This is a genomic window from Burkholderia diffusa (assembly GCF_001718315.1).
GTDB classification, from domain to species: domain Bacteria; phylum Pseudomonadota; class Gammaproteobacteria; order Burkholderiales; family Burkholderiaceae; genus Burkholderia; species Burkholderia diffusa_B.
Map to the genome: position 1 here is coordinate 503,559 of NZ_CP013362.1, position 24,167 is coordinate 527,725.

The 24,167-nt window shown below is 66.5% G+C and carries 20 protein-coding genes; 19 read left to right on the forward strand and 1 reads right to left on the reverse strand.

The genetic code is table 11. The annotated features are described in order from the left end of the window. The first annotated feature begins 3 nt into the window (after positions 1-3). The 17 genes from mraZ (at position 4) to lpxC (ending at position 19,149) form a co-directional block, all read left to right on the forward strand. Complete coding sequence (gene mraZ / locus WI26_RS02295) at positions 4-432, forward strand: division/cell wall cluster transcriptional repressor MraZ (RefSeq protein ID WP_006400450.1); 429 nt, start codon at positions 4-6, stop codon at positions 430-432. A 23-nt stretch (positions 433-455) separates the two neighbouring features. Further along, a complete protein-coding gene (gene rsmH / locus WI26_RS02300; protein ID WP_069225090.1) occupies positions 456-1,397 on the forward strand; it encodes a 16S rRNA (cytosine(1402)-N(4))-methyltransferase RsmH in 942 nt (313 codons plus the stop codon). After that, positions 1,394-1,735 (forward strand): cell division protein FtsL, encoded by a 342-nt coding sequence (ftsL, locus tag WI26_RS02305; protein WP_063547959.1) that lies wholly within the window; start codon positions 1,394-1,396, stop codon positions 1,733-1,735. Before rsmH ends, ftsL begins: the two co-directional genes overlap by 4 nt. Then, positions 1,732-3,579 carry a peptidoglycan D,D-transpeptidase FtsI family protein gene (locus tag WI26_RS02310; protein ID WP_059465308.1) on the forward strand — a complete coding sequence of 616 codons (1,848 nt, stop codon included), beginning with the start codon at positions 1,732-1,734 and terminating at the stop codon, positions 3,577-3,579. The genes ftsL and WI26_RS02310 overlap by 4 nt, the downstream gene beginning before the upstream one ends. Then, a complete protein-coding gene (locus tag WI26_RS02315; protein ID WP_069225091.1) occupies positions 3,576-5,114 on the forward strand; it encodes a UDP-N-acetylmuramoyl-L-alanyl-D-glutamate--2,6-diaminopimelate ligase in 1,539 nt (512 codons plus the stop codon). The genes WI26_RS02310 and WI26_RS02315 overlap by 4 nt, the downstream gene beginning before the upstream one ends. Next, entirely contained in the window at positions 5,111-6,517 is a 1,407-nt protein-coding gene (locus tag WI26_RS02320; RefSeq protein ID WP_069225092.1) for a UDP-N-acetylmuramoyl-tripeptide--D-alanyl-D-alanine ligase, read from the forward strand. Before WI26_RS02315 ends, WI26_RS02320 begins: the two co-directional genes overlap by 4 nt. A gap of 16 nt (positions 6,518-6,533) precedes the next feature. After that, positions 6,534-7,703, forward strand: a complete 1,170-nt coding sequence (mraY, locus tag WI26_RS02325; RefSeq protein ID WP_059451891.1) for a phospho-N-acetylmuramoyl-pentapeptide-transferase — start codon at positions 6,534-6,536, stop codon at positions 7,701-7,703. A gap of 28 nt (positions 7,704-7,731) precedes the next feature. Continuing rightward, a complete protein-coding gene (murD, locus tag WI26_RS02330; RefSeq protein WP_069225093.1) occupies positions 7,732-9,243 on the forward strand; it encodes a UDP-N-acetylmuramoyl-L-alanine--D-glutamate ligase in 1,512 nt (503 codons plus the stop codon). Then, the gene (ftsW, locus tag WI26_RS02335) at positions 9,240-10,508 is read left to right on the forward strand and encodes a putative lipid II flippase FtsW (protein ID WP_069225094.1); all 1,269 of its coding nucleotides are present in this window, start codon (positions 9,240-9,242) and stop codon (positions 10,506-10,508) included. Before murD ends, ftsW begins: the two co-directional genes overlap by 4 nt. Next, positions 10,505-11,608, forward strand: coding sequence for an undecaprenyldiphospho-muramoylpentapeptide beta-N-acetylglucosaminyltransferase (gene murG / locus WI26_RS02340; RefSeq protein WP_069225095.1), 1,104 nt, complete (start codon positions 10,505-10,507; stop codon positions 11,606-11,608). The genes ftsW and murG overlap by 4 nt, the downstream gene beginning before the upstream one ends. Then, entirely contained in the window at positions 11,605-13,002 is a 1,398-nt protein-coding gene (murC, locus tag WI26_RS02345; protein WP_059465314.1) for a UDP-N-acetylmuramate--L-alanine ligase, read from the forward strand. Before murG ends, murC begins: the two co-directional genes overlap by 4 nt. Before the next feature lies 1 nt (position 13,003). Then, a complete protein-coding gene (locus WI26_RS02350) occupies positions 13,004-13,945 on the forward strand; it encodes a D-alanine--D-alanine ligase (protein ID WP_069225096.1) in 942 nt (313 codons plus the stop codon). A 19-nt stretch (positions 13,946-13,964) separates the two neighbouring features. Beyond that, on the forward strand, positions 13,965-14,717 hold the full coding sequence (locus WI26_RS02355) for a cell division protein FtsQ/DivIB (RefSeq protein WP_059465315.1): 753 nt from the start codon (positions 13,965-13,967) through the stop codon (positions 14,715-14,717). Positions 14,718-14,743: 26 nt separating this feature from the next. Next, a complete protein-coding gene (gene ftsA, locus WI26_RS02360) occupies positions 14,744-15,976 on the forward strand; it encodes a cell division protein FtsA (protein ID WP_006752447.1) in 1,233 nt (410 codons plus the stop codon). Positions 15,977-16,087: 111 nt separating this feature from the next. Next, positions 16,088-17,284: a cell division protein FtsZ gene (gene ftsZ / locus WI26_RS02365; protein ID WP_011883181.1), complete on the forward strand. Its 1,197-nt coding sequence runs from the start codon at positions 16,088-16,090 to the stop codon at positions 17,282-17,284. A 200-nt stretch (positions 17,285-17,484) separates the two neighbouring features. Further along, on the forward strand, positions 17,485-17,991 hold the full coding sequence (locus WI26_RS02370; protein ID WP_069225097.1) for a peroxiredoxin: 507 nt from the start codon (positions 17,485-17,487) through the stop codon (positions 17,989-17,991). Positions 17,992-18,231: 240 nt separating this feature from the next. Beyond that, on the forward strand, positions 18,232-19,149 hold the full coding sequence (gene lpxC / locus WI26_RS02375) for a UDP-3-O-acyl-N-acetylglucosamine deacetylase (protein WP_059465496.1): 918 nt from the start codon (positions 18,232-18,234) through the stop codon (positions 19,147-19,149). A gap of 81 nt (positions 19,150-19,230) precedes the next feature. On the opposite strand, the gene WI26_RS02380 is transcribed toward lpxC, so the two are convergent. Next, a complete protein-coding gene (locus tag WI26_RS02380; protein ID WP_059465317.1) occupies positions 19,231-19,710 on the reverse strand; it encodes a DUF721 domain-containing protein in 480 nt (159 codons plus the stop codon). A gap of 267 nt (positions 19,711-19,977) precedes the next feature. Here WI26_RS02380 and secA point away from each other — a divergent pair, with 267 nt between their 5' ends. Next, positions 19,978-22,776 (forward strand): preprotein translocase subunit SecA, encoded by a 2,799-nt coding sequence (secA, locus tag WI26_RS02385; RefSeq protein ID WP_059465318.1) that lies wholly within the window; start codon positions 19,978-19,980, stop codon positions 22,774-22,776. Between the two features lie 149 nt (positions 22,777-22,925). Next, complete coding sequence (argJ, locus tag WI26_RS02390) at positions 22,926-24,167, forward strand: bifunctional glutamate N-acetyltransferase/amino-acid acetyltransferase ArgJ (RefSeq protein ID WP_069225098.1); 1,242 nt, start codon at positions 22,926-22,928, stop codon at positions 24,165-24,167.

The window sequence follows — 24,167 nt, forward strand, 5'->3', positions numbered from 1 at the left end:
AAAGTGTTCCAAGGGGCGTCGGCGCTGACGCTCGATGCGAAAGGGCGGATGTCGGTGCCGGCTCGCTATCGCGAAGCGCTGCAAGGACAGGCAGAAGGACGGGTGACTGTGACCAAGCACCCGGACGGCTGCCTGTTGCTGTTTCCGCGCCCCGAATGGGAAGTGTTCCGCGCCAAGATCGCCGCGCTGCCGATGGACGCTCATTGGTGGCGGCGAATTTTTCTCGGCAATGCGATGGACGTCGATCTCGACAGCGCAGGCCGGATTCTCGTATCGCCCGAGCTGCGGATGGCGGCCGGACTGGAAAAGGAAGTCATGTTGTTGGGAATGGGTAGTCACTTCGAGCTGTGGGATTCGCAGACCTACATCGCGAAGGAGCAGGCAGCGATGGCGCAGGGCATGCCCGACGCGCTGAAGAACTTCACGTTCTGATTGCGGTGACGGAGACGCCCGCGATGGGAAACGAATTGCAGCATCGGACCGTACTGTTGGACGAAGCGGTCGATTCGCTCGTGACGCGGCCGGACGGCATTTATGTCGACGGCACGTTCGGGCGCGGCGGTCATAGTCGCGCAGTGCTCGCGCGGCTGGCGCCGGCCGGCCGGCTGTTCGCGTTCGACAAGGATCCGAGAGCGATCGAGACGGCGCAGCGCATCGAGGATGCGCGCTTCTCGATCGTGCATGACAGCTTTGCATCGATGCGCGACGCGCTTGCGGCGCGCGGTGTCGAGAAGGTGTCGGGTGTATTGCTGGACCTGGGCGTGTCCTCGCCGCAGGTGGACGATCCGGCGCGCGGCTTCAGTTTTCGCGCCGATGGCCCGCTGGACATGCGTATGGATCCGACGCGCGGTGAGTCGGCGGCTGAGTGGCTCGCACGGGCTTCGGTGCAGGAATTGACGGAGGTGATACGGGATTATGGGGAAGAACGGTTTGCTTTTCAGATTGCAAAGGCGCTTGTTGCTCGCCGGGCAGAGTCCGACCGTCTTGGGCCTCTCGACACCACGGGCGAGCTTGCCCAAATCGTGGGTAACGTCGTCAAAACCCGTGAGAAGGGCAAGGATCCGGCAACCCGCACCTTTCAGGCTATACGGATTCACGTCAATCAAGAGCTTGCGGACCTGCAAGTCGTACTAGACGCGGCATTGTCGTTGCTGGAGCAAGGGGGGCGGCTGGTGGTCATCAGCTTTCATTCACTCGAGGACCGGATCGTCAAGCGATTCATGCAGGCGCACGCGAGTGCGCCTGCGGTCGATCGTCGCCTGCCGATCCGTGCCGTCGACCTCCCGAGCCCGCCGCTCAAGATCATCAGCCGTCAGTTCCCGAGCGACGCGGAAGTCGCCGCGAACCCGCGCGCCCGGTCGGCCGTGATGCGCATCGCGGAGCGCGTCACGCCATGAGCCGCTTCAACATCTTCCTGCTGATCATCGTGATGGGCTGCGCACTGTCGGTCGTCAACTCGACGAACCAGCAGCGCCAGATCTTCATCCAGCTGCAGCGCGCGCAGTCGCAGGAGCGTCAGCTCCAGCAGGACTACGCGCAGCTTCAATATCAGCAGAGCGCGCTGTCGAAGACGTCGCGCATCGAACAGCTTGCGAACGATTCGCTGAAGATGCAGCCGATCACGACCGGCCGCACCCAGTACCTGACGCTGCCGCCGGGCGCCGCGAAGGCGATCGACGCGCCGATTCCCGCGTCGGCCGATTCGGCCACCAAGGGCCGCGGAGGCGCGCGATGAAGCCGTCGCAAAAGCGCCAGGACGTGAAATTCTCGTCGAGCCCCGTGCTCGGCGTGCACCTGCCGATGTGGCGCTCCAAGCTCGTCGTGTTCCTGCTGTTCATGGCGTTCGTCGCGCTCGCCGCGCGCGCGTTCTGGATCCAGGGGCCCGGCAACGCCTTCTATCAAAAGCAGGGCGAAAGCCGCTACCAGCGCACGATCGAGCTGCCGGCCACGCGCGGCAAGATCCTCGACCGTAACGGGCTCGTGCTCGCGACGAGCTTGCCCGTGCGCGCGATCTGGGCGATTCCGGACGCCGTGCCGGACGATCTCGACGCCGGCAAGATCAACCAGCTCGGCAAGCTCCTTGGCATGACGCCAAAGGAACTGCGCGTGAAGCTGTCGGAAGACAAGGGGTTCGTCTACGTCAAGCGCCAGGTGCCGATCGACGTGGCGGACAAGGTCGCCGCGCTCGATATTCCCGGTATCTATCAGCGCAACGAATACAAGCGTTTCTATCCGGAAGGCGAGATCACCGCTCACCTGATCGGCTTCACGAACGTCGAGGACGAAGGCCAAGAAGGCGTCGAGCTCGGCGACCAGAAGCTGCTGTCCGGCACGTCCGGCGTGCGCCGCGTGATCAAGGACCGGATGGGGCACATCGTCGAGGATGTCGCCGAACAGATTCCGCCGCACAACGGGACGGACGTCGACCTGTCGATCGACAGCAAGATCCAGTACATCGCGTATGCGAACCTGAAGGCCGCCGTCGAGAAGTTCAAGGCGAAGGCCGGCGCGGCGATGGTCGTTGATGTGCGCACCGGCGAGGTGCTGGCGCTCGTCAACTACCCGACGTACAACCCGAACGACCGCTCGCGCATGACGGGCGAGCAGTTGCGCAACCGGATCATGACCGACGTGTTCGAGCCGGGTTCGATCATGAAGCCGTTTACCGTGTCGCTCGCGCTCGACCTGCACCGCGTGACGCCGAACACGCTCGTCGAGACGGGCAACGGACATTTCGTGCTCGACGGCGCGCCGATCACCGACGATGCGGGTTTCGGCACGCTGACGGTCGGTGGCGTGATCCAGAAGTCGAGCAACATCGGCGCGACGAAGATCGCGATGACGATGCGGCCCGAGGAAATGTGGAATATGTATACGAGCATCGGCCTCGGCCAGGCGCCGAAGGTCGGGTTCCCGGGCGCGGTGGCCGGCCGCCTGCGTCCATGGAAGAGCTGGCGTCGCATTGAGCAGGCGACGATGTCGTACGGCTACGGCTTGTCGGTGTCGCTGTTCCAGCTGGCGCGCGCATACACGGCGATCGCGCACGACGGCGAGCTGATGCCCGTGACCATATTCAAGACAGACCCCAACCAGCCGATCGTGGGCACGCAGGTGTTCAACCCGACCACCGCGCGCGAGGTGCGTGCGATGCTCGAAACGGTGGTGGCGCCGGGCGGTACGTCGCCCGATGCGGCCGTGCCGGGTTATCGCGTCGGTGGCAAGAGCGGCACCGCTTACAAGCACGAAGGCCACGGCTACACGCGCAAGTACCGCGCGTCGTTCGTCGGCATGGCGCCGATGCCGAATCCGCGCATCGTCGTCGCCGTGTCGGTCGACGAACCGACCGCCGGCAGCCACTTCGGCGGCCAGGTGTCCGGCCCCGTATTCTCGGCGATTGCGGGCGATACGATGCGCGCGCTGAACGTGCCGCCGAACATGCCGATCAAGCAGCTCGTCGTGTCCGACGACGCACCCGGCGCGCCCGCCGGGACGGGCCCGCAAAAGCTCGCCGCGGGCAGCGGTGCGAAGCATATGATCGTATCCAGCACGACACGTAATTCACCAGGAGTTGTTCGATGAGCGCCGCTCGCAGTTCCCATCCGGCGCATCAGCAGATCGCGGCCGCGCTTGCGTGGCTGCGCGAGCATGTGGCCCCCGCGGCGCAATTGCATGCCGACACGCGCAGCCTGCAGGCGGGCGACGTGTTCCTCGGCTATGCGGTCGACGGGGCAGACAATCGCGCCTTCATTTCAGATGCCGTCGCGCGCGGCGCGGCCGCGGTGCTGTATCAGCCGGAAGGTCTCGAAGCCGCACCGGCCGTACCCGTCGCACTCGCGGTGCCGGCGCTCGACCAGCTGGCCGGCGAGATCGCCAGCGGCTGGTACGGCGACCCGAGCGACAGCCTGCTCGCCATCGGCGTGACCGGCACCAACGGCAAGACGTCCTGCACGCAATGGATCGCGGCCGCGCTGACGGCGCTGCATCAGCCATGCGCGCTGATCGGCACGCTCGGCAGCGGCATGCCGGGGCAACTGGTGCCGACCGGCTTCACGACACCTGACGCGCCGCAGCTGCAGCGCAGCCTCGCGCAACTGCACGACGCGGGCGCGAAAGCCGTAGCAATGGAAGTGTCGTCGCACGCGCTGCATCAGGGCCGCGTGAACGGCACGGCATTCGACATCGCCGTCTTCACGAACCTCACACAGGATCACCTCGACTATCACGGCACGTTCGACGCGTACGAAGCCGCGAAGTCGAAGCTGTTCGCGTGGCGCGGCCTGCGGGCGGCGGTCGTCAATCGCGACGACGAAGCCGGCCGCCGCCTGCTCGAGAAGCTGGCCGGCCGCGTGCGCACGATCGCATACGGGATCGGCGATGCGCAGGCAGCCGACGCCGATCGCGAGCTGGTCGCGCTCGACGTGCGCGCGACCGCCACGGGTACGGCTTTCCGCCTGCGCTCGTCGTGGGGCGAAGCGGACGTCGAAGTCGGCACGCTCGGCACGTTCAACGTCAGCAACCTGCTCGCGGTGCTCGGCTCGCTGCTTGCGGCCGACGTGCCGTTCGACGCCGCCGTCGCGGAGATTGCACGGCTCGAGTCGGTCAACGGGCGTATGCAACGCCTTGGCGGCCGGTTGCAGAACGACGAACCGCTCGTCGTGATCGATTACGCGCACACACCCGATGCGCTCGACAAGACGCTCGACGCGTTGCGCCCGATCGCGGCGGCGCGCGGCGGGCGGCTCGTCTGCATGTTCGGCTGCGGCGGCGATCGCGACGCGACGAAGCGCCCGCTGATGGGCGCGATCGCCGAGCGGCTCGCCGACGAAGTCGTCGTCACGAGCGACAATCCGCGCAGCGAGGATCCGCAGCGCATCATCGATCAGGTCATCGCCGGGATGACCGCGCCCGATCGCGCACGCCGCATCGAGGATCGCGCGAGCGCGATCCTGCAAGCCGTGCGCGGCGCCGCGCGCGAGGATGTCGTCGTGTTGGCCGGCAAGGGTCACGAGGCGACGCAGGAAATCATGGGCAAGAAGCGCGCGTTCTCCGATCAGGATCACGCGCGGCTCGCGCTTGCGGCACGCGCGACGCACGGCAAGGGGGGCGGCGAATGACGATGCTCAGTCTCGGCGAAGCCGCGCGCCTGATTCCCGGCGCCTCCGTCCACGGCGATCCGGACGCCACGTTCGAGCGCGTGTCCACGGACAGCCGCACGGTCGGTCCGGGCGACCTGTTCGTCGCGCTGAAGGGCGAGCGCTTCGACGCGCACGACTTCCTCGGCGACGTGGCCGCGCGCGGCGCAGCCGCGGCGCTCGTCGCGCACGCGCCGGCGGGCCTCGCGATGCCCGTCATTGAGGGCGGTGAAACGCGCGCCGCGCTCGGCGCGCTCGCGCATGGCTGGCGCAAGCGCTTCGCGGTGCCGCTCGTCGCGGTGACGGGCAGCAACGGCAAGACGACCGTCAAGGAAATGATCGCGTCGATCTTTGCGGCGGCCGTCGGCGCGGACGCGCGGCTGGCGACGGCCGGCAACCTGAACAACGATATCGGCGTGCCGCTGACGCTGCTGCGCCTGTCGGACGCGCATCGCGTCGCGGTGATCGAGCTCGGGATGAATCACCCGGGCGAGACCGAAGTTCTCGCGCGCCTCGCGGCGCCGACCGTCGCGCTCGTCAACAATGCGCAGCGCGAACACCAGGAATTCATGGCGACGGTCGAGGCGGTCGCGCTCGAACATGCGGCCGTGATCCACGCGCTGACGCCGGACGGCGTCGCGGTGTTTCCGGCCGACGATGCGTACGCCGGAATCTGGCGTGTCGCAGCGACCGGCAACCGGATTCTCGATTTCGCGCTGCACGACGCGGAACGGCAGGTCGAAGCGCAGGTCACGGCCCGTTTGCACGGCGGCGAGCTTGCGATCGATACGCCGTCCGGCCCGGTGACGGTACGCCTGCGCGCGCTCGGCGAGCACAACGCACGCAACGCGTTGGCGGCAACGGCCGCGGCGCTCGCGGCCGGTATGGAACTGGCTGCGATCAAGCAGGGCCTCGAATCGTTCGAGCCGGTCAAGGGCCGTTTGCAGGTCCGGCAGGCGGACGTCGGCAGCCTCGCGGGCGCAACGGTCGTCGACGACACCTACAACGCGAACCCCGATTCGATGCGCGCGGCGATCGACGTGCTGGCCGCGCAACCGGCTCCGCGCGTGCTGGTGATCGGCGACATGGGGGAGGTCGGCGACGAAGGCCCGGCATTTCACCGGGAAATCGGCGCGTATGCGCGCGAGCGCGGCATCGATGCGCTGTTCGCGCTCGGCGATGCGTCGCGCGATGCCTGCACGGCGTATGGCGGCACGGCTCGGCATTTCGACGACGTCGGCGCGCTGGTGACGGCACTGCTCGCGGCGGGCTACGGCGCGCGCGCGACGGTGCTCGTGAAGGGCTCGCGGTACATGAAGATGGAGCGCGTGGTCGACGCGCTGACGAAACAACCCGCGGCGGGCACGGTGCCCGCTGCACACTGAGTAGAAGGAAGGAAGCATGCTGCTGGCGCTGGCGCAATGGCTGCAAGGAGACGCAAGCTTTTTGCGCTTGTTCACGTACCTGACGTTCCGCGCGGTGATGGCTACCATCACCGCGCTCGGGATCGGGCTCGTGTGCGGACCGTGGGTGATCCGCAAGCTGACGCAAATGAAGGTCGGGCAGGCCGTGCGCAAGGACGGTCCGCAGAGCCATCTCGTCAAGTCCGGCACGCCGACGATGGGCGGCGTGCTGATCCTGATCGGCATCGCGGTCGCGACGCTGCTGTGGGGCGACCTGACGAACCGTTTCATCTGGATCGTGATGCTCGTCACGTTCGGCTTCGGCGTGATCGGCTGGGTCGACGACTACCGCAAGGTCGTCTACAAGGACCCGCGCGGGATGTCGTCGCGCGAAAAGTATTTCTGGCAGTCGGTGATCGGGCTGTTCGCGGCGGTCTACCTCGCATTCAGCGTGTCCGAGGCGAACAACGTGCGCGTGTTCGACCTGTTCATGGCCTGGGTGAGGAGCGGCCTGTCGATGGGGTTGCCCGCGCGGGCCGACCTGATGCTGCCGTTCCTGAAGTCGATCAGCTACCCGCTGGGCGTCTGGGGCTTCATCGTGCTGACCTACTTCGTCATCGTCGGCGCGAGCAACGCGGTGAACCTGACCGACGGCCTCGACGGCCTCGTGATCATGCCGGTCGTGCTGGTCGGTGCGTCGCTCGGCGTGTTCGCGTACGTGATGGGCAGCTCGGTGTATTCGAAATACCTGCTGTTCCCGCACATTCCGGGCGCCGGTGAACTGCTGATCTTCTGTTCCGCGATGGGCGGGGCAGGGCTCGCGTTCCTCTGGTACAACACGCACCCCGCGCAGGTGTTCATGGGCGACGTCGGCGCGCTGGCGCTCGGCGGCGCGCTCGGCACGGTCGCGGTGATCGTGCGCCAGGAAATCGTGCTGTTCATCATGGGCGGCATCTTCGTCGCGGAAACGCTGTCGGTGATGCTGCAGGTGTCGTGGTTCAAGTACACGAAGAAGCGTTACGGCGAAGGGCGGCGCCTGCTGAAGATGGCGCCGCTGCATCACCATTTCGAATTGTCCGGCTGGAAGGAAACGCAGGTGGTGGTGCGTTTCTGGATCATCACGCTGATGCTGTGCCTGTTCGGTCTGTCCACCCTCAAGTTGCGGTAAAGGAAAGGTAACAAGGATGTCTGGCGAGATGTTTGGAGATCGGCAGCGGCCGATGGTGCTCGTACTGGGGCTCGGGGAGTCGGGTCTCGCGATCGCGCGATGGTGCGCGAGGCACGGGTGCCGGCTGCGAATTGCCGATACCCGCGAGGCGCCGCCGAACCTTGCCGCGCTGCAGGCCGAAGGCATCGACGCGGAGTTCGTCGGCGGGCCGTTCACGCCTGCGCTGCTCGATGGCGGCGTCGAGATCGTCGGGCTGAGCCCCGGCCTGTCGCCGCTGGAGCCGGCGCTCGCGGCGTTGATCGCCGCCGCGAACGAGCGCGGGATCGCGGTGTGGGGCGAACTGGAATTCTTCGCGCAGGCGCTGCGCGCGCTCGGCACGAGCGGCTACCAGCCGAAGGTGCTCGCGATCACCGGCACCAACGGCAAGACCACGACGACGAGCCTCACGGGCCTGCTGTGCCAGCGTTCGGGCAAGAAAGTGGCCGTCGCCGGCAACATCAGCCCGGCGATGCTCGACCGGCTTGCGGCGGCGATCGACGATACGGCGCTGCCCGACGTCTGGGTGCTCGAGCTATCGAGCTTCCAGCTCGAAACCACACGCACGTTCGCGCCGGACGCGGCCGCGATCCTCAACATCACGCAGGATCACCTCGACTGGCATGGCAGCTTCGACGCATACGCGGCGGCGAAGGGCCGGATTTTCGGTGCGACGACGACGCGCGTGCTCAATCGCGACGATGCGGCCGTGATGAAGTTCGCGCCGGCCGCCGGCGCGGCCGATGCGGCGCGCACCGTCACGTTCGGCCTGAACGAACCGGTGCATGACGGCGACTACGGCCTGTCGCGCGACAACGGCATTGCGTGGCTCGTCGAAGCCGTTGATCGCGACGCGCCGGACGAGACCACGACGAGCCGTCGGCGCAAGCGCGACGGCGCGCATACGCCCGACATCGCGCAGAAGCGCCTGATGCCGGCGGACGCGTTGCGCATCCGCGGGCTGCACAACGCGGCGAACGCACTCGCCGCGTTCGCGCTTGCACGCGCGATCGACCTGCCGGCCGCGCCGCTGCTGCACGCGCTGCGTGAATACCGCGGCGAAGCGCATCGCGTCGAAGTGATCGCGACGATCGACGACGTGGACTATGTCGACGACAGCAAGGGAACGAACGTCGGCGCGACGGTGGCCGCTCTCGACGGGCTCGCGCAGAAGATCGTGCTGATCGCCGGCGGCGACGGCAAGGGTCAGGATTTCGCGCCGCTGGTCGCGCCGGTCGCGCGCTGGTGCCGTGCGGTGATGCTGATCGGCCGCGACGCCCCTGCGATTCGCGACACGCTCGCCGAAACCGGCGTGCCGCTCGCCGATCACGCGACGCTCGAAGCCGCGGTGCATGCTGCTGCCGAGCTTGCGGAGCCGGGCGACGCGGTGCTGCTGTCGCCCGCGTGCGCGAGCCTCGACATGTTCAGGAACTACGCCCATCGCGCGGACGTGTTCCGCGCGGCGGTGGATGAAATCGCCATCGACAAAGGAGCGACGCCATGAGCTGGTCCGATCGCCTCGTCTCCCGTTTCAACGACCGGCGCGACACCGGCGGCCGCGTCGCGTCGGCCACGCGCGCCGCGACCGGCGGGCTTGCGAGCGTCGTCAACGGCGTGCGGCCGAGTCGCTCGCGGATGCTCGATTTCGACTACTCGCTGCTGTGGGTCGCGATCGCGCTGCTCGGGCTCGGCGTCGTGATGGTGTATTCGGCGTCGATTGCGATGCCCGATTCGCCGAAATACGCGTCGTATCACGATTACGCGTTCCTGATGCGCCACTGCGTGTCGCTCGTCGTTGCGTTCATCGCGGCGGTGATCGCGTTCCGCGTGCCGGTGTCGACCTGGGACAAATACGCGCCGCATCTCTTCCTGATCGCACTGGTCGGCCTCGTGATCGTGCTGATCCCGCACGTCGGCAAGGGCGTGAACGGCGCGCGCCGCTGGATTCCGCTCGGCATCACGAACATGCAGCCGTCGGAAATCATGAAGCTCGCCGTGACGATCTACGCGGCGAACTACACGGTGCGCAAGCAGGAGTACATGCAGAGCTTCGCGAAAGGCTTCCTGCCGATGGCGTTCGCAGTCGGTCTCGTCGGCGCGCTGCTGCTGCTCGAACCGGACATGGGCGCGTTCATGGTGGTCGCCGCGATCGCGATGGGCGTGCTGTTTCTCGGCGGCGTGAACGGCAAGCTGTTCGGCGGCCTGGTCGCGACCGCGGTCGGCACTTTCACGATGCTCGTGTGGCTGTCGCCGTGGCGTCGCGAGCGGATCTTCGCGTATCTCGATCCGTGGGACGAACGCTATGCGCAGGGCAAGGCGTATCAGCTCACGCACTCGCTGATCGCGTTCGGCCGCGGCGAGTGGTTCGGCGTCGGTCTTGGCGGCAGCGTCGAGAAGCTGAACTACCTGCCCGAAGCGCATACCGACTTCATCCTCGCGGTGATCGGCGAGGAACTCGGCTTCGTCGGCGTGCTGGTCGTGATCCTGCTCTTCTACTGGATCGTACGTCGCGCGTTCGAGATCGGCCGTCAGGCGCTCGCGCTCGACCGCACGTTCGCGGGCCTGATGGCGAAGGGCATCGGCATCTGGTTCGGTGCGCAGACGTTCATCAACATGGGCGTGAACCTCGGGCTGCTGCCGACCAAGGGCCTGACGCTGCCGCTCGTGAGCTACGGTGGTTCGGGCATCCTGCTGAACTGTGTCGCGCTCGCGGTGCTGCTGCGGGTCGACTATGAAAATCGCGTACTGATGCGCGGAGGGAAGGTATGACCGCGTCGCGACGCACGCTGATGGTGATGGCAGGCGGCACCGGGGGCCACGTGTTCCCGGGGCTCGCGGTCGCGCACCGGATGGAAGCGGCGGGGTGGCGCGTCGTATGGCTCGGCAATCCGGCCGGGATGGAGGCGACGCTCGTGCCGAAGCACGGCATTCCGATGGAATACGTGCGCTTCGGCGGACTGCGCGGCAAGGGCCTGAAGACCAAGCTGACGCTGCCGTTCAATCTGCTGCGCGCATGCTGGCAGAGTCTCGGCGCGCTGCGCCGCGTGCGGCCGGACGTCGTGCTCGGGATGGGCGGCTACATCACGTTCCCGGCGGGCGTGATGACTGCGCTGTCGGGCCGCCCGCTGGTGCTGCACGAACAGAATTCGATCGCCGGTCTCGCGAACAAGGTGCTCGCGAAATTCGCGAAGCGCGTGCTCGTCGCGTTCCCCGGCGCACTGCCGCACGCGGAATGGACGGGCAACCCGATCCGCGCGGAACTTGCGCGCACGGAAATGCCCAAAGCACGCTATGCGTCGCGCAGCGGCCCGCTGAACGTCCTGGTCGTCGGCGGCAGCCTTGGCGCCGCCGCGCTGAACGAAGTCGTGCCGCGCGCGCTGGCGTTGCTGGCGCCGGGCGAGCGCCCGCGCATCGTGCACCAGGCCGGCGCGAAGCACATCGACGCGCTGAGGGCGAATTACGAAGCGACCGGATTCGCCGGCGGCGACGACGTGCGGCTCGTGCCGTTCATCGACGACATGGCGAGCGCATACGCGGCGGCGGACCTCGTGATCTGCCGCTCCGGCGCGATGACGGTGTCGGAAATCGCGGCGGTGGGCGTGGCGGCGCTGTTCGTGCCGTTCCCGTACGCGGTCGACGACCACCAGACGACCAACGCCGCGTTCCTCGCCGATGCGGGCGCGGCGGTGCTGGTGCAACAACGCGACCTGTCGGCGGAACTGCTTGCCGACTGGCTGCGCGGCCAGTCGCGGGCGTCGCTCGCGGACATGGCGGAGCGTTCGCGCTCGCTGGCGAAGCCCGAGGCCACCGATGAAGTCGCGCGCGTCTGCGCGAAGGTGGCCGGCGCGAACCTGGAACAACTGCAATGAAACACATCGTCAAACACATTCATTTCGTCGGAATCGGCGGCGCGGGCATGAGCGGCATCGCCGAAGTGCTCGTCAACCTCGGCTACGAGGTCAGCGGCTCCGACCTGTCGCGCAATGCGGTGACCGACCGTCTCGCGGCGCTCGGCGCGCGGATCGCGATCGGCCACGACGCGGCGAACATCGAAGGTGCGAATGCGGTCGTCGTGTCGACGGCCGTGCGCTCGGACAACCCCGAAGTGCTGGCCGCGCGCCACCAGCGCGTGCCGATCGTGCAGCGCGCGGTGATGCTCGCGGAGCTGATGCGCCTGAAGCAGGGGATCGCGATCGCCGGCACGCACGGCAAGACCACGACGACGAGCCTCGTCGCGAGCGTGCTCGCGGCGGGCGGGCTGGACCCGACCTTCGTGATCGGCGGCCGGCTGATCAGCGCGGGCGCGAATGCGCGGCTCGGCACGGGCGACTTCATCGTCGCCGAGGCCGACGAGTCGGACGCGTCGTTCCTGAACCTGTATCCGGTGATCGAAGTCATCACGAACATCGACGCCGATCACATGGACACCTACGGCCACGATTTCGCGCGGCTCAAGCAGGCGTTCATCGAATTCACGCAGCGCCTGCCGTTCTACGGCAGCGCGGTGGTGTGCGTCGACGATCCGAACGTGCGGCAGATCATTCCGTTCATCTCGAAGCCGGTCGTGCGCTACGGGCTGTCGCCGGACGCGCAGGTGCGCGCTGAAGACATCGATGCGCGCGACGGTCGCATGCATTTCACGGTGATCCGCGAAGGCCGTGCGCCGCTCGCCGTCGTGCTGAACCTGCCGGGGCTGCACAACGTGCAGAACGCGCTCGCGGCGATCGCGATCGCGACCGATCTCGGCGTGGCGGACGACGCGATCCAGCTCGCGCTGGCGGAATTCAACGGCGTCGGCCGGCGCTTCCAGCGCTACGGCGAGGTGCCGACCGCGGACGGCGGCCAGTACACGTTGATCGACGACTACGGCCACCACCCGGTCGAGATGGCCGCGACGATCGCGGCCGCGCGCGGTGCGTTCCCGGGCCGCCGCCTCGTGCTGGCGTTCCAGCCGCACCGCTACACGCGCACGCGCGACTGCTTCGACGATTTCGTCAACGTGCTGTCGACGGTCGATGCGCTGGTGCTGACGGAAGTCTACGCCGCGGGCGAAGCGGCGATCGCGACGGCCAACGGTGACGCGCTGTCACGCGCGCTGCGCGCGGTGGGCAAGGTTGATCCGGTGTTCGTCGCCACGGTCGACGACGTGCCGGACGCATTGGCCAGGGTCGCGCAGAACGGCGACGTGGTGATCACGATGGGCGCGGGTTCGATCGGCGGCGTGCCGGCGAAGCTCGTGCAACACACACAACAGAAGGCATGACATGAGCGGGATCGATCCGAAACGTTTCGGCAAGGTGGCGGTGTTGTTCGGCGGCGAATCGGCCGAGCGCGAGGTGTCGCTCACCTCGGGCCGTCTCGTGCTGCAGGGCTTGCGTGACGCGGGCGTCGACGCGCATCCGTTCGACCCGGCCGAGCGGCCGCTGTCGGCGCTGAAGGACGAAGGCTTCGTGCGCGCGTTCAACGCGCTGCACGGCGGCTACGGCGAGAACGGCCAGATCCAGGGCGCGCTCGATTTCTACGGGATTCGCTACACGGGCAGCGGCGTGCTCGGCTCGGCGCTTGGTCTCGACAAGTTCCGCACGAAGCTGGTGTGGCAGCAGACGGGCGTGCCGACGCCGCCGTTCGAGACGGTGATGCGTGGCGACGACTACGCGACGCGCGCGGCGGACATCGTCGCGAAGCTCGGCCTGCCGCTGTTCGTGAAGCCGGCGAGCGAAGGCTCGAGCGTCGCGGTGCTGAAGGTGAAGACGGCCGACGCGTTGCCCGCCGCACTGTCGGAAGCCGCGACGCACGACAAGATCGTGATCGTCGAGAAGAGCATCGAAGGCGGCGGCGAATACACCGCGTGCATCGCCGGCGATCTGGACCTGCCGCTGATCAAGATCGTGCCGGCCGGCGAGTTCTACGACTACCACGCGAAGTATGTCGCCGACGACACGCAGTACCTGATTCCGTGCGGGCTGCCGGCCGACAAGGAAGCGGAACTGAAGCGCATCGCGCGCCGTGCGTTCGACGTGCTCGGCTGCACCGACTGGGGGCGCGCGGATTTCATGCTCGACGCCGCCGGCAACGCGTATTTCCTGGAAGTGAACACGGCCCCCGGGATGACCGACCACTCGCTGCCGCCGAAGGCTGCGCGCTCGATCGGCATCAGCTATTCGGAGCTGGTCGTGAAGGTGCTGTCGCTTACGCTCAACGACTGACGCAGGAACGGAACGACGTATGTGGAACAACGTTCGCCAACTCAACCTTGCCGCCAGCGCGCTTTACGCGCTGTTGCTGCTCGTGTTGGCGGCGGCCGGCTGCTACTGGCTGATCCAGCGTCCGACGTTCGCGCTGCGCGAAATCCGGATCGACGGCGACACCGAGCACATCAACACGCCGACGGTGCGTGCGGGCGTGGTCGGCCGGCTGAAGGGCAATTTCTTCACGGTCGATCTCGACGCGGCGCGTGCCGCGTTCGAGCAGATGCCGTGGGTACGTCATGCGAGCGTGCGCCGGGTGTGGCCGAATGCGCTGGCTGTCACGCTCGAGGAGTACAAACCGCTCGGGACCTGGGGCAGCGCGCAGCTCGTGAGCGTCGACGGCGAGCTGTTCACCGCGAACCAGGGCGAACTGGATCAGGAACTGCCGGCGTTCGACGGCCCGGAGGGCAGTGCGAAGGAAGTCGTCACGCGGTATCGCGACTTCACGAACTGGTTTGCGCCGCTGAAGGCGGCGCCGGAAGAAGTGACGCTGTCGGCGCGCTACGCGTGGACGGTGAAGCTGTCGAACGGCATGCAGGTCGAATTGGGCAAGGAGCGCACCAGCGAGACCCTGCATGACCGGAGCCAGCGCCTCGTCGCCGCGTGGCCGGCCGTCACGGAGCGTTGGGGCAACGACATCGAGTACGCGGACCTGCGTTATCCGAACGGATTCGCGATTCGTGCGGCAGGCATGCGGTTCCTGACCGATACCGACAAGCGCAAGAAGTAACGAGAGATCACACGCAAGAGCACTTTATGAGCAAAGACTACAAGGATCTGCTGGTTTCCCTCGACATCGGCACGTCGAAGGTGGTGGCCATTGTCGCCGAGCTGAAGGGCGAAGGCCATTACGAGGTGATCGGCCTCGGCCAGAGCGAATCGAAGGGTCTGAAGAAAGGCGTGGTGGTCAACATCGAGGCCACCGTGCAGTCGATCCAGCGCGCGCTCGAGGAAGCCGAGCTGATGGCCGACTGCAAGATCACCAACGTGTTCACGGGGATTGCCGGCAGCCACATCCGCAGCTTCAACTCGAGCGGGATGGTCGCGATCAAGGACAAGGAAGTCACGCAGACCGACGTCGCGCGCGTGATCGAGACCGCGAAGGCGATCAACATCCCGACCGACCAGCAGGTGCTGCACATCCTCACGCAGGAATTCATCATCGACGGCCAGGAAGACGTGCGCGAGCCGATCGGGATGAGCGGCATCCGGCTGGAAGTGAAGGTGCACATCGTGACGGGCGCGGTCAGTGCCGCGCAGAACATCGTCAAGTGCGTGCGCCGCTGCGGGCTGGAAGTGAACGACCTGATCCTGCAGCCGCTCGCGTCGTCGCTGGCCGTGCTGACGGAAGACGAGAAGGATCTCGGCGTGGTGCTGGTCGACATCGGCGGCGGCACGACGGACATCGCGATCTTCGCCGAAGGCGCGATCCGCCATACCGCGGTGATTCCGATCGCCGGCGACCAGATCACGAGCGACATCGCGATGGCGCTGCGCACGCCGACGCCGGACGCGGAAGACATCAAGGTCGGCTACGGGATCGCGAAGCAGGCGCTCGCCGATCCGGACGAGATGGTCGAAGTGCCGGGCCTCGGCGAACGCGGCCCGCGCACGCTGTCGCGCCAGGCGCTCGCGGCCGTGATCGAGCCGCGCGTAGAGGAACTGTTCTCGCTCGTGCAGCAGGTCGTGCGCGAGTCGGGTTACGAAGAACTGCTGAGCTCCGGCGTGGTCATTACCGGCGGGGCTTCGATGATGCCGGGCATGGTCGAGCTCGGCGAAGACATTTTCCTGAAACCGGTGCGTATCGGCGCGCCGGAATACGCAGGCGGCCTGGCCGACGTGGTGCGCAATCCGCGCTACTCGACGGCGATGGGCCTGCTCGTCGAAGGCAGTGCTCAGCGCATGCGCGGCCGCAAGGTCGCCGTGCAGTCCGGCAACGCGGGGCAGATCTTCTCGCGGATGAAGGAATGGTTCCTGAGCAACTTCTGATGAACCGAATCGAAATTCGCGCCGGTGCCGGCGGCTGGCGCGCGACAGGGGGTTGCCCGATCTCCTGCCGAATAACGGCCGAGTAGTTTTATTTTCTTGACGGAGGCATCAATGGAATTCGAAATGCTGGAAACCGAAACCAACGGCACCATCATCAAGGTGGTCGGCGTTGGCGGCGCTGGCGGCAATGCCGTTCAGCACATGATCAACCGTGGCGTGCAGGGCGTCGACTTCATCGTGATGAACACCGACGCACAGGCGCTGTCGCGCGCGCGTGCGCCGTCCGTGATCCAGCTCGGTAACACCGGCCTCGGCGCCGGCGCGAAGCCGGAAATGGGCAAGGCGGCGGCGGAAGAGGCGCGCGAGCGCATCGCTGACGCACTGCGTGGCGCGCACATGGTGTTCATCACGGCCGGCATGGGTGGCGGCACGGGCACGGGCGCAGCGCCGGTGGTCGCGCAGATCGCGAAGGAGATGGGCATCCTGACGGTTGGTGTTGTCAGCAAGCCGTTCGAATTCGAAGGCGGCAAGCGCATGCGCGTCGCGGAAGCAGGCTCGCAGCAACTGGAGGATCACGTCGACTCGCTGATCGTCGTCCTGAACGACAAGCTGTTCGACGTGATGGGCGATGACGCCGAAATGGACAAGTGCTTCCAGTGCGCGGACGACGTGTTGAACAACGCGGTTGCAGGCATTGCCGAAATCATCAATGTCGATGGCCTCGTGAACGTCGACTTCGAAGACGTGAAGACGGTGATGGGCGAGCAGGGCAAGGCGATGATGGGCACGGCGACGGTCGCCGGCGTCGATCGCGCACGCCTCGCGGCGGAACAGGCCGTGGCGAGCCCGCTGCTCGAAGGCGTCGATCTGTCGGGCGCGCGCGGCGTGCTGGTCAACATCACGTCGAGCCGTTCGCTGCGCCTGTCGGAAACGCGCGAAGTGATGAACACCATCAAGAGCTACGCGGCGGAAGACGCAACGGTGATCTTCGGTGCGGTGTACGACGACGCGATGGGCGATGCACTGCGCGTGACGGTCGTGGCGACGGGCCTGGGCCGTGCAGCGAAGAAGCAGCAATCGGCTCCGATGACGCTGCTGCGCACGGGTACCGACAACCAGCCGGTCAGCGCGGTTTCGCACGGCTATGCGCAGCCGCAGCACGTCAGCACGGCAGACTACGGCGCGCTCGATACGCCGGCGGTGTGGCGCAACTCGCGTGAAACCGCGGCATCGCACGTGCAGGCGCTGCAGGAGAAGGGTGTCGACACGTACGACATCCCGGCTTTCCTGCGCAAGCAGGCTGACTGACGACGCACACACAGGCGAAGCCGCGGCGCAATCGACGAGATTGCCGCGGTAACGCCGGCGTGACGGATGCCACGGACCACGACAGGCCGCGTCGGATGCGACGCCGGGCCGGGAAACGTGCCCTCTTCGCATGAGCGAAGCGGGATGGGACGTGCTGTCCGCAATACGCCGAAAAACCGTATCGCTATGAGGGACCAGCCATGATTCAAGTGGGCGACGCGCTGCCCGACGCGCAACTGTTCGAGTTCATCGACGACGCGCGCGAAGGCTGCACGCTGGGGCCGAATGCCTTCAGCGTGCGCGACCAGGTTGCGGGAAAGCGGGTGGTGATCTTCGGATTGCCGGGCGCTTTCACGCCGACCTGTTCGGCGCAGCATGTGCCGGGCTATGTCGAGCACGCCGAGCAACTGCGCTCGGCGGGCATCGACGAGCTCTGGTGCGTGTCCGTCAACGACGCATTCGTGATGGGCGCATGGGGACGTGATCTGCACACCGCGGGCAAGGTGCGCATGATGGCGGACGGCAGCGCTGCTTTCACTCATGTGCTGGGGCTGACGCAGGATTTGTCCGCGCGTGGCATGGGAATCCGTTCCCTGCGCTACGCGATGGTGGTCGACGACGGTGTGGTCAAGACGCTGGCCGTCGAAGCGCCGGGCAAGTTCGAAGTGAGCGATGCGGCGAGTGTGCTCGCGACGTTGACGTCCTGATCGTGCGGTGCGCCGTTGCCTGCCGGCAACGCTGCTCACCGGCCTCAGGGCAGTTGTAATACGGGCCGATGACCGGAAACGCCTCCGTTCCGGGCATCGGCCCGTCCCGTATCGGCGCGGGTAAACAGTCGAAACAGATTGATACGCAGTTTCAAACAGCGTTGAATAGGGAATTACGCTATAATCCCACCTATCGAATATAACTCCTGATTGATATTCTCAATCAAGATGAAGAACATCATGCTGAAGCAGCGCACCATCAAATCGATCGTGAAGACCGTGGGCATCGGTCTGCACTCGGGCCGCAAGGTCGAACTGACGCTCCGCCCGGCCGCGCCGGGCACGGGGATCGTTTTCTCGCGCGTCGACCTGCCCACGCCCGTCGACATTCCGGCATCCGCAATGTCGATCGGCGACACGCGGCTCGCGTCGGTGCTGCAGAAGGATGGTGCGCGCGTGTCGACCGTCGAGCACCTGATGTCGGCGTGCGCTGGCCTCGGCATCGACAACCTCTATGTCGACGTGACGGCCGAGGAAATCCCGATCATGGACGGCAGCGCCGCGTCCTTCGTGTTCCTGATCCAGTCCGCGGGTATCGAGGAGCAGAACGCGCCGAAGCGCTTCATCAAGGTGAAGAAGCCGGTCGAAATCCGCGACGGCGACAAGTTCGCGCGTCTCGATCCGTATTTCGGTTTCAAGCTGAAGTTCACGATCGACTTCCGTCATCCTGCCGTCGACAAGACCGGCCAGGAACTGGAGGTCGACTTCGCGAACACGTCGTACGTGCGCGAGATCGCGCGTGCGCGCACGTTCGGCTTTGCCCATGAAGTCGAAATGATGCGCGAGCTGGGCCTCGCGCGCGGCGGCAGCATGGACAACGCGATCGTGCTCGACGAATACCGGATCCTGAACAACGACGGGCTGCGCTACGACGACGAATTCGTGAAGCACAAGATGCTCGACGCAATTGGCGACCTCTACGTGATCGGCCATCCGCTGCTGGCGTCGTACACCGCATACAAGTCGGGCCACGGGCTGAACAACGCGCTGCTGCGCGAACTGCTCGCGCACGAGGATGCGTACGAGATCGTCACGTTCGACGATCCGCAGGCCGCGCCGAGCGGCTTCGCGTTCGACACGCAGACGGCGTTCGCCTGATCGGCGTTCACCCCGGCGATAAAAAAAGCGACCTTCGGGTCGCTTTTTCGTTGGGCGGCCGCCTGCGCGGTCGGCGCATGTTCAGCGCGAAGACTTCGCACCGTGCCGCGCGGCCATCCGCGCGAGTGCGGCCTGAAGCGGCGACGGTTCGAGATGATCGGCGAGGTCGCGCAACGCGGTGGCGCCGACGGTCGTCATGCGCGCCTGCTTCACGTGCGGTGGCTCCGGCGCGTCCTTCGGCCGCACGCGCACGCGAAGCGTCGAGACTGGCCAGCCGCGCTTCTGGAGATCGGCGAGCAAGCGCGGCTCGACCTGCCGCAGTCGGGCGGCGAGCGCGTTGTGTGCGGCAAAGAGGGTCAGGGTGCCGTCCTTGATGGAGCCCGGTTCGACGTGATTCGCAAGATAGTCGGGCAGCAGGGCGGCGAGATCGCGCTGCAGCGACGCGACTTGTTCGACGCCGGCGCGCAGCGCCGCGAACGCGTCGGTGCGGTTGAGCACTTCGGACACGGGTTGCGGGCGATACGCGGGGAGTGGGCCGAAACGCTTGGAAAATCGGTTCATCGAGGCATTCTTCGGGCGCGCACGGGCGCGGACGTTGACGCCGATTGTACCCGCGCCGGCTCGCGTATGGGCGGCTTTCGGGCCGTGCACCCGGCTGCCCGCGCGGGTTCGGCGTGCGGCGGGAGTCCGGCCGGGACACCGGCGCATGCTTCCTCGCGTGCTAAAATTCCTCGTTTGATTCCACTAATTCGCTAAGCCGCCGAGGCTCGGGCGTCGGGGCGCGCAACGCGCGCCGGGCGCCGGTGCTGCGACGCAGGATCCGATCCGATGACAACCGGTTTTCTCCAGAAAATTTTTGGCAGCCGCAACCAGCGGCTCGTCAAGCAATACCAAAAGACCGTCGCGACGATCAATGCGCTCGAAACGCAGATCGAGAAGCTGACGGACGACCAGTTGCGCGGCAAGACGGATGAGTTCCGCCAGCGGATCGCGGGCGGCGAGTCGCTCGACAAGCTGTTGCCCGAGGCGTTCGCGGTTTGCCGGGAGGCGAGCCGCCGCGTGCTGAAGATGCGCCACTTCGACGTGCAGCTGATCGGCGGCATGGTGCTCCACTACGGCAAGATCGCGGAAATGCGCACCGGCGAGGGCAAGACGCTCGTCGCGACGCTGCCCGTGTACCTGAATGCGCTGGCCGGCCGCGGCGTGCACGTCGTGACGGTCAACGACTACCTCGCGCAGCGCGATGCCGAATGGATGGCGCGCCTCTACAACTTCCTCGGTCTGTCGGTCGGCATCAACCTGTCCGGCATGGAGCATGACCAGAAGCAGCAGGCCTACGCGTCGGACATCACCTACGGCACGAACAACGAGTTCGGTTTCGACTACCTGCGCGACAACATGGTCTACGAGACCGACGCGCGCGTGCAGCGGGCACTGAACTTCGCGGTCGTCGACGAAGTCGACTCGATCCTGATCGACGAGGCGCGTACGCCGCTCATCATCTCTGGCCAGGCGGAAGATCACACCGAGCTGTATGTGCGGATGAACGCGCTGCCGCCGCTGCTGGAGCGCCAGATCGGCGAGGAGAAGGCCGACGGCACGGGCGTCGAGAAACCGGGCGACTACACGCTCGACGAGAAGGCGCGCCAGGTGTTCCTGACGGAGTCAGGCCACGAGAAGGCCGAGCGGCTGCTCGCCGAGTGGGGCCTGATCGGCGAGGGCGAGAGCCTGTACGCGCCGCAGAACATCACGCTGATGCATCACGTGTACGCGGCGCTGCGCGCGCACACGCTGTTCCACAAGGACCAGCACTACGTCGTGCAGAACGGCGAAGTGGTGATCGTCGACGAATTCACGGGCCGCCTGATGGCGGGCCGCCGCTGGTCCGACGGCTTGCACCAGGCGGTCGAGGCGAAGGAACACGTGAAGATCCAGAGCGAGAACCAGACGCTCGCGTCGATCACGTTCCAGAACTACTTCCGCATGTACGCGAAGCTCGCGGGCATGACCGGTACGGCGGACACCGAAGCGTACGAATTCAACGAGATCTACGGCCTCGAGACGGTCGTGATCCCGACCAACCGCCCGCCGAAGCGGATCGACAAGCAGGACCAGATCTACAAGACGGCCAAGGAGCGCTACGACGCGGTGATCCGCGACATTCGTGAATGCTACGAGCGCGGCCAGCCGGTGCTGGTCGGCACGACGTCGATCGAGAACTCGGAACTGCTGTCGCACCTGCTGAAGCAGGCCGGGCTGCCGCACGAAGTGCTGAACGCGAAGCAGCACGAGCGTGAAGCCGCGATCGTCGCGGAAGCGGGCCGTCCGAAGCGCATCACGATCGCGACCAACATGGCCGGTCGCGGTACCGACATCGTGCTTGGCGGCAATGCCGAGAAGCAGGCTGCGTTCATCGACGCCGACGACGCAATCCCCGCCGACGAAAAAGCGCGCCGCATCAAGCAACTGCACGACGAGTGGGAGACGCTGCACGAGCAGGTGAAGGCCGCGGGCGGCTTGCACATCATCGGCACCGAGCGCCACGAATCGCGCCGGATCGACAACCAGCTGCGCGGCCGTGCGGGCCGCCAGGGCGACCCGGGCTCGTCGCGCTTCTACCTGTCGCTCGACGATCCGCTGCTGCGCATTTTCGCGGGCGACCGCGTGCGCTCGATCATGGATCGCCTGAAGATGCCGGAAGGCGAGGCGATCGAAGCCGGCATCGTCACGCGTTCGATCGAATCCGCGCAGCGCAAGGTCGAAGCGCGCAACTTCGACATCCGCAAGCAGCTGCTGGAATACGACGACGTGTCGAACGACCAGCGCAAGGTGATCTACCAGCAGCGCAACGAGCTGCTCGAAGCCCACGACATCACCGAGACGATCTCGGCGATGCGTCATGGCGTGATCACCGAAGTCGTTCGCCAGTTCGTGCCGGAAGGCAGCATCGAGGAGCAGTGGGACGTGCCCGAGCTCGAGGAAGCGCTGCGCAACGACTGGCAGCTCGACCTCGCGATCCAGGAAATGGTGAACGAGTCGTCGTCGATCACGGCCGAAGAGATTCTCGAAGCGGTGACGGCCGCGGCCGATGAGCAGTACGAGACGAAGGTCGCGATGGTCGGTCGCGAATCGTTCAGCGCGTTCGAGCGTTCGGTGATGCTGCAGACGGTCGACCGCCTGTGGCGCGAGCACCTCGCGGCGCTCGACCACCTGCGCCAGGGCATCCACCTGCGCGGTTATGCGCAGAAGAACCCGAAGCAGGAATACAAGCGCGAAGCGTTCGAGCTGTTCGCCGCGATGCTCGAGGCGATCAAGCAGGAAGTCACACGCATCGTGATGAACGTGCAGATCCAGTCGCCGGAGCAGCTCGAGGAAGCCGCCGAGCAGATCGAGGAGCGCGGCGGTCATCTCGAAAACGTCGAGTATCAGCATGCCGACTACGCGGAATCCGGCGCGCCGGTCGCGAACGTCGCGGCCGCCACTGCGGCCACGGCGACGGCCGACATGGTCGGCAGCGCGATGACCCACAGCGGCCCGGGCGGCGAGATGCCGAAGGTCGGCCGCAACGACCCGTGCCCGTGCGGCAGCGGCAAGAAGTACAAGCAATGTCACGGGAAGCTGTCATGATCGGCGGCGGCGCGCATCCGCGTGCCGCATCGTTCTCAGCTTCGAGTCAGTGATAGTGATGTGAGTTGCGGCGGCCCGCGTGTGCGGCCGCCGGTTCTTCCAATCGATGCCGGCGCATGCCGGCATTTTCCATCCGGCAGGTGTGCCCCATGGCTGTCAATTTTCCGTCGATCGATCCCGCCCAACTCCATCCCGTCGCCGGCGTCACGCTCGGCTGGGCGGAAGCGAACATCCGCAAGCCGAATCGCAAGGACGTGCTGGTCATCTCCGTCGACGAAGGGGCGACGGTCGCCGGCGTATTCACCGAGAACCGCTTCTGCGCCGCGCCGGTGACGGTGTGCCGCGAGCACCTGGCAAAGGTGCGTGCCGGCGGCGCGGGCATTCGCGCGCTCGTCGTGAACACCGGCAACGCGAATGCGGGTACCGGCGAGCCGGGCCTCGTGAACGCGCGTGAGACCTGCTCGGAACTCGCGCGCCTCGCGGGCATCGACGCCACGCAGGTGCTGCCGTTCTCGACCGGTGTGATTCTCGAGCCGCTGCCGATCGACCGCCTGAAGGCCGGGCTGCCGGCCGCGCTCGCAAACCGCAAGGCCGCGAACTGGTACGACGCCGCGCAGGCGATCATGACGACCGACACGCTGCCGAAGGCGACGTCGCGACAGGTGGCGATCGACGGTCACACGGTCACGCTGACGGGCATCAGCAAGGGCGCGGGCATGATCAAGCCGAACATGGCGACGATGCTGGGCTTCCTCGCGTTCGATGCGAACGTCGCGCAGCCGGTGCTCGACACGCTCGTGAAGGAAGTGGCCGACCGCTCGTTCAACTGCATCACGATCGACGGCGACACGTCGACGAACGACTCGTTCATCCTGATCGCATCGGGCAAGAGCATGCTGCCCGCGATTACGTCGACCGACTCGCCGGCCTATGCAGCGCTGCGCGACGCGGTCACGCAGGTCGCCCAAGTGCTGTCGCAGCTGATCGTGCGCGATGGTGAAGGCGCGACGAAATTCATGACGGTGCAGGTCGAAGGCGGCAAGAGCGTCGCCGAATGCCGCCAGATCGCGTATGCGATCGGGCACTCGCCGCTCGTGAAGACGGCCTTCTATGCATCCGACCCCAACCTGGGCCGAATCCTCGCCGCGATCGGCTATGCGGGCGTCACGGATCTCGACGTCGGCAAGATCGACCTCTATCTCGACGACGTGCTCGTCGCGAAGGCCGGTGGCCGCAATCCGGCTTACCAGGAGGAGGACGGTCAGCGCGTGATGAAGCAGAGTGAAATCACGATCCGCGTGCTGCTCGGTCGCGGCGACGCGCAGGCAACCGTCTGGACGTGCGACCTGTCGCACGATTACGTGAGCATCAACGCGGATTACCGTTCCTGA